The 4,211-nt window shown below is 73.9% G+C and carries 6 protein-coding genes; 5 read left to right on the top strand and 1 reads right to left on the bottom strand.

The window, feature by feature from the left end:
- Positions 1-573: 573 nt before the first annotated feature.
- The 4 genes from rpe to IE170_RS30500 all read left to right on the top strand — a co-directional run bounded on the left by rpe (position 574) and on the right by IE170_RS30500 (position 3,295).
- Positions 574-1,260 (top strand): ribulose-phosphate 3-epimerase, encoded by a 687-nt coding sequence (gene rpe / locus IE170_RS30515; RefSeq protein ID WP_189812712.1) that lies wholly within the window; start codon positions 574-576, stop codon positions 1,258-1,260.
- Positions 1,261-1,384: 124 nt separating this feature from the next.
- On the top strand, positions 1,385-2,398 hold the full coding sequence (locus tag IE170_RS30510; RefSeq protein WP_223856979.1) for a sugar-binding transcriptional regulator: 1,014 nt from the start codon (positions 1,385-1,387) through the stop codon (positions 2,396-2,398).
- 58 nt (positions 2,399-2,456) lie between these two features.
- The gene (locus IE170_RS30505; protein ID WP_189812710.1) at positions 2,457-2,894 is read left to right on the top strand and encodes a guanyl-specific ribonuclease; all 438 of its coding nucleotides are present in this window, start codon (positions 2,457-2,459) and stop codon (positions 2,892-2,894) included.
- Positions 2,891-3,295, top strand: coding sequence for a barstar family protein (locus tag IE170_RS30500; RefSeq protein ID WP_189812709.1), 405 nt, complete (start codon positions 2,891-2,893; stop codon positions 3,293-3,295). The genes IE170_RS30505 and IE170_RS30500 overlap by 4 nt, the downstream gene beginning before the upstream one ends.
- A 25-nt stretch (positions 3,296-3,320) precedes the next feature.
- Here IE170_RS30500 and abmR read toward each other — a convergent pair whose 3' ends face one another.
- Positions 3,321-3,845 carry an ATP-binding transcription factor AbmR gene (gene abmR, locus IE170_RS30495; protein ID WP_189812708.1) on the bottom strand — a complete coding sequence of 175 codons (525 nt, stop codon included), beginning with the start codon at positions 3,843-3,845 and terminating at the stop codon, positions 3,321-3,323.
- Between the two features lie 231 nt (positions 3,846-4,076).
- Between abmR and IE170_RS33030 the strand changes: the two genes are divergently transcribed.
- On the top strand, positions 4,077-4,211 hold a 135-nt coding region (locus IE170_RS33030), incomplete at its 3' end, for a hypothetical protein (protein ID WP_373299079.1).

Below are 4,211 nucleotides of genomic sequence, written 5' to 3'. Positions count from 1 at the left end.
CGCCCTTTACAGGGCGGCCCGCACCGGAAGGACAATGGGCTGCCGGGACACCCCCCGCACCCACCGACCCCGAGTCGTCGACTCCGCCCCACCCGCCACCCGCTTCCGCCGCCTCCCCCCGATGCCGAGTGCGGGGCTCCCGCTTCACCCGCAACCAGCCGTCGCCTTCTGGCCTCGCTTGCGTGGCTGCCGCCAACCCTCGGTCTCGCCGTCGCCTTTCAGCCCCGCGTGGTCGGGTCATCCCCCCGTTCCAGCCGTCGCCTTCCGGCCCCGCCCGCCTGGCTGCCGCCCCCCGTCCCGCCGTCTCCGGCCGGCCCCCCGGCCGGCGGCTCCTGCGGCCGACTCGCGCCGCCGCCTCTCCGTCGCCCCGGAGCAGCCACGTGCTCCGCAGCCTCCCTCGGCCCGGCGCCCCCGGCCGGGTCCGCCGCGTCCACCGGCCGCCGCCGCGCATCCCGGTGCGGGCCAGGGGCGCGCGTACCGTCCCCGCCACCGCCGCCCCCCCCCGCCGCCCCGCCCCGGCCCGCGGTGCGGGGTCGTGGCCTGATCGTGGCGGGGGCATGGCAGGCTTGGGGCATGGCCGCTCAGATTTCCCCCAGCATCCTGTCCGCCGACTTCGCCCGTCTCGCCGAGGAGGCGAAGGCCGTCGAGGGTGCCGACTGGTTGCACGTCGACGTCATGGACAACCACTTCGTCCCGAACCTGACCCTCGGCATGCCGGTCGTCGAGTCGCTCAGCCGGGCCACGGACATTCCGCTCGACCTGCACCTGATGATCGAGAACCCGGACCGCTGGGCGCCCCAGTACGTGGAGGCCGGGGCCGGCTCGATCACGTTCCACGCGGAAGCGGCCGCCGCGCCGGTGCGGCTCGCGCGGGAGATCCGGGCGAAGGGCGCCCGTGCGGCCATGGCGCTCAAGCCCGCGACGCCGATCGAGCAGTACGAGGACCTCCTTCCCGAGCTCGACATGCTGCTGATCATGACGGTCGAGCCGGGGTTCGGCGGCCAGCCGTTCCTGGACATCATGCTGCCCAAGATCCGCCGGACCCGGGAGCTGATCGCCAAGCACGACCTGGACATCTGGCTGCAGGTCGACGGCGGTGTCTCGGCCACGACCATCGAGCGTTGCGCGGAGGCCGGGGCCGACGTCTTCGTGGCCGGCAGCGCGGTCTACGGGGCGGTCGATCCGGCAGCTGCCGTACGCACCCTGCGCGAGCAGGCGGACGTCGCGATCGCCGCGGCGCCCTGGGTATGCGACCACTGAGGCAAGGGTTGGTGGACGGCTCGGTGAACGGGAGCCGTCCAGGCTGATCAACGGCCGCCGGATCTGACAGGATGAACGGCGAGTCGAGAGTGTGAACAGCAGTGAGGAGAACGCGGTGTCGGCAATGTCGGCGGGACGGTCAGCCCTGCGGATGGGACCCGCGGAGCTGGTGCAGGCGGCGGCCATGGCCCGCCGCTTCTACCTGGAGGGCAAGTCCAAGATCCAGATCGCCGAGGAGTTCGGCGTGAGCCGCTTCAAGGTGGCCCGGGTCCTGGAGACGGCCCTCGAGCGCGACCTCGTGCGGATCGAGATCCGGGTGCCGGCCGAGCTGGACGCGGAGCGCTCCGACGCGCTGCGTGCCCGGTACGGGCTGCGGCACGCCGTCGTCGTCGAGTCCCCGGCGGACACGACCGAGGACGCGCCGGACCCGGAGAACCTGGGTGCGGTCGCGGCCGACCTGCTGGGCGAGCTCGTCAGCGAGGGCGACGTGCTGGGCCTGGCCTGGGGCCGGTCGACCATCCACATGGCGGCCTCGCTGCACCGGCTGCCGCAGTGCACCGTCGTGCAGCTGACCGGCGTGTACGACGCCGGCACGGCGGAGCGCGGCTCGGTGGAGGCCGTGCGGCGTGCCGCGCAGGTGTCCGGCGGCGACGCGCACCCGATCTACGCGCCGATGCTGCTCCCCGACCCGGCGACGGCGGCGGCGCTGCGCAGCCAGACGGGCATCGCGCGGGCCTTCGAGTACTTCGACAAGGTCACCGTCGCGGCGGTGTCGATCGGCTCCTGGGAGCCGGGCATCTCCACCGTGCACGACATGCTGACCGACGAGGAGCGCGCCCACTACGCGTCCCTCGGCGTGGCGGCCGAGATGTCCGCGCACCTCTTCGACAAGGACGGCCGCCGGGTCGGCCGCGACCTCGGCGAGCGCTGCATCACGGTCGAGGCGGACCGGCTGCGCCGGATCCCCGAGGTCGTGGCGATCGCGGGCGGCCTGCGCAAGGCGGCCGCGATCGGTGCGGTCCTGCGGTCGGGCCTGGTGACGAGCCTGGTCACGGACACGGCGGTGGCGGACTACCTGATGACGGAGTCGGAGCCGGGCCTGCGGCCGGCGCTGGACCGGGCCGACCCGGACGACTGATCCGGCACCGTCCGGCGGGTGGTTCGACCCCGAAACGGATCTTTGGCACGATCGGGGCATGATCGTGAGGAGCGTGCCCCGGCTGCTGTCACGCGTGCTCGGGGCGGTGTTCCTGGTCGTCGCCCTGGTGGCGGCAGCCGGGTGCGGTTCGTCCGGGCCCGCGCAGGGAGCGCTGCCGTCGCAGCGGCCCTCCGCGTCCGCCCCGGCATGGGCGCAGGGCATGGCGACGGTGCGGGCCGACGAGCTGCCTCCGCAGGCGCGCGAGGTGCTGGCCCTCATCGACGAGGGCGGGCCGTACCCCTACCGGCAGGACGGCTCCGTGTTCGGGAACTTCGAGCAGCTCCTGCCCCGGCAGAAGCGCGGCTACTACCACGAGTACACGGTGCGCACCCCGGGCGAGCGGGACCGCGGCGCCCGGCGGATCGTGACCGGCAGCGGCGGGGAGTTCTACTACACGGACGACCACTACGACTCCTTCAAGGCGGTTCTCCGATGACCCTGCATCCGCGACCGCTGGCGCCGGCGCTGGCCGCCGCCGAGGAGGCCGGCTGGGCGACCGTACGGGTGGACCTGGGCGGCGTACGCGGCAAGGCGGAGCTGATGCGGCGCTGGGAGGAGGCGCTGGAGCTGCCGCAGTGGTTCGGGCGGAACTGGGACGCGCTGGCCGATGCGCTGGGCGACCTGTCGTGGCTGCCGGAGGCGCCGGGGCGGTTGATCGCGGTGACGTCCTGGCGCGGCTGGGCGGCGGCGCGTCCCGGGGACTGGGAGACGCTCCGCGAGGTGCTGGAGGAGGCCGTGGCGCGCGGGCGGGAGGTCGTCGGCGGCCCGCGGTTGGACGTGGTCCTGGACGACGGGCCGGTGGAGCCGCCCGCGGGCGCGCCCGGCGCCCGCTTCTGAGCGGGGCCGGCCCGCTCGCGCCCTGTCAGGCGGGATCCGGCCCCTCCGGCCGCGGATCCGCCCCGCCGGGCGCCTCCTCGCGGTCCGGGCCCGCCTCGCGGACCTTGCGGACCTTGGCCAGGGAGTCGCGGAGTTCGGCGAGCCAGGCGTCCGTGTTGCGGCCGACGAGGCGGACGCACCAGGCGAGGGCGTCGGCCCGGCTGCGTGCCACGCCCCCCTCGACGAGGGTGTCGAGGACCTGCCGCTCCGGCTGGCGCAGCCGGGTCATGACGGGGACGGCCAGGTGGGTGAAGAGGATGCGCTCCGTGCCGGAGCGGACGCCCCAGGCGACCTTGCGGCGATAGAGCTCCTCCGCCTCGCGGGCGACTTCCATGCGCTGCTCGCGGGTGCGTTCGCGGAACGCCTCCGGGGACTCGCCGGCGGGGAGGGTGCCGACGACGGTGATCTCCTCGCGGTCGACCACGACCTCGACCAGGGACGCGTACACGCCGTCCGGGAGGCGGTCGGCGAACCAGGCGCGGAGCTGCTCGCTCTGTTCGGCTGTAATCATGTAATCAACGTTGCATCCGGCAGTCGGTCCGGGGCAAGGGGCGAGGCATCCCGGAGTCGGGAAACGGCCTGCCCGGACGGCCCCGTGGTAGGAACCCACCAGCAGGTCCGGTATGTCCTGGACGATCAGCCCGGGCGGCTTTCGTGCCGGGCCGTGGGAGAATGAAGTACGTGCGTTTCCTCGGCTGCCCTTCCTGGGTATGACGGGATCCTCCGACTCGACTGGGATGTTCTGCACGTGCGTTTCCTCAATGACCTGAAGCCGCCGTACGACCTGACGTACGACGACGTATTCATGGTGCCGAGCCGCTCCGCGGTCGGCTCCCGCCAGGCCGTGGACCTCTCGTCCCCCGACGGCACCGGCACC

Source organism: Streptomyces toxytricini, assembly GCF_014649915.1.
Classification (GTDB): domain Bacteria; phylum Actinomycetota; class Actinomycetes; order Streptomycetales; family Streptomycetaceae; genus Streptomyces; species Streptomyces toxytricini.
Note: the sequence above shows the minus strand (reverse complement) of the source record. Positions and strands in the feature narration are given on the sequence as shown.